The organism is Monashia sp. HAY1-2A (assembly GCF_056755315.1).
In genome coordinates, this window is sequence record NZ_JBNDHY010000643.1 from 1 (window position 1) to 246 (window position 246).

The 246-nt window shown below is 40.7% G+C and carries 1 protein-coding gene; it reads right to left on the reverse strand.

Annotation, left to right across the window (positions count from 1 at the left end; genetic code table 11):
• A partial coding sequence (locus ACPYOM_RS23380; protein ID WP_481347806.1) for an IMP dehydrogenase occupies positions 1-246 on the reverse strand: 246 nt, incomplete at both ends.

Genomic DNA, 246 nt, shown 5'->3' on the forward strand with positions numbered 1-246 from the left:
TCCCGTTTTCAGAACGTTTTACACGGTTTACCTGTGCAGCCTGCTCAGCAATCGTCATATTTTTATGAATGAAACCCAAACCTCCGACTCTTGCTAGTGCAATCGCCAATTCAGCTTCGGTAACAGTATCCATTGCAGCAGAAACTATAGGAACATTGAGCGTAAGTTTGTCGGTAAGTCTTGGTTTTAATGAAACCTGATTAGGTAAAACTTCAGAATAATAAGGAACTAGAAGCACGTCATTGA